This window comes from Massilia hydrophila (assembly GCF_020208145.1).
In the GTDB taxonomy this organism is placed as follows: domain Bacteria; phylum Pseudomonadota; class Gammaproteobacteria; order Burkholderiales; family Burkholderiaceae_D; genus Telluria; species Telluria hydrophila.
Genome location: NZ_JAHYBX010000059.1, coordinates 1 through 448 on the forward strand (window position 1 = coordinate 1; position 448 = coordinate 448).

1 protein-coding gene is annotated in these 448 nt (G+C 28.1%); it reads left to right on the forward strand.

Translation table 11 applies throughout. From position 1 onward, the window contains the following. Nucleotides 1-44 precede the first annotated feature (44 nt). Nucleotides 45-448: hypothetical protein (locus LE190_RS22280; protein ID WP_225240615.1), on the forward strand; the 404-nt coding region annotated here is incomplete at its 3' end.

Consider the following 448-nt stretch of genomic DNA (forward strand, 5'->3'; position numbering starts at 1 on the left):
TAAACGAACACAATCAGATTATAAAAAGAAGTGAAACATATTTTGTGAAGACTGAGTTCAAATTTTCAATAGAAAACAATTTAGACGATGAATCTAAATTAAATCCCATACTAAATCGTAACATCAAACGATCGAAACCACCCAAAATAAAAAAGGATGATCGGGAATTCATTGACAATAGGAATAAAAAGCTTAAATATTTTTTCCCTGTAACATATCAAAGATTAATGAATGAAGGATGGTTATCAGAAGTTGTCTCTGAAATCAATAAGCGATATTCAATGGATCAAGTTATACAGGCTGTTAGTAATTTAATTTTTATGGAAAGGTTAAAACAAAATGATACAATAAAAATCGACACAGCTAGAAGTGGCTATGATCTTGAATTAATCAAATATTTATCAGAAAATTATGAATCCTTTAATAGTTACTTTCCTGACAGTAGTAT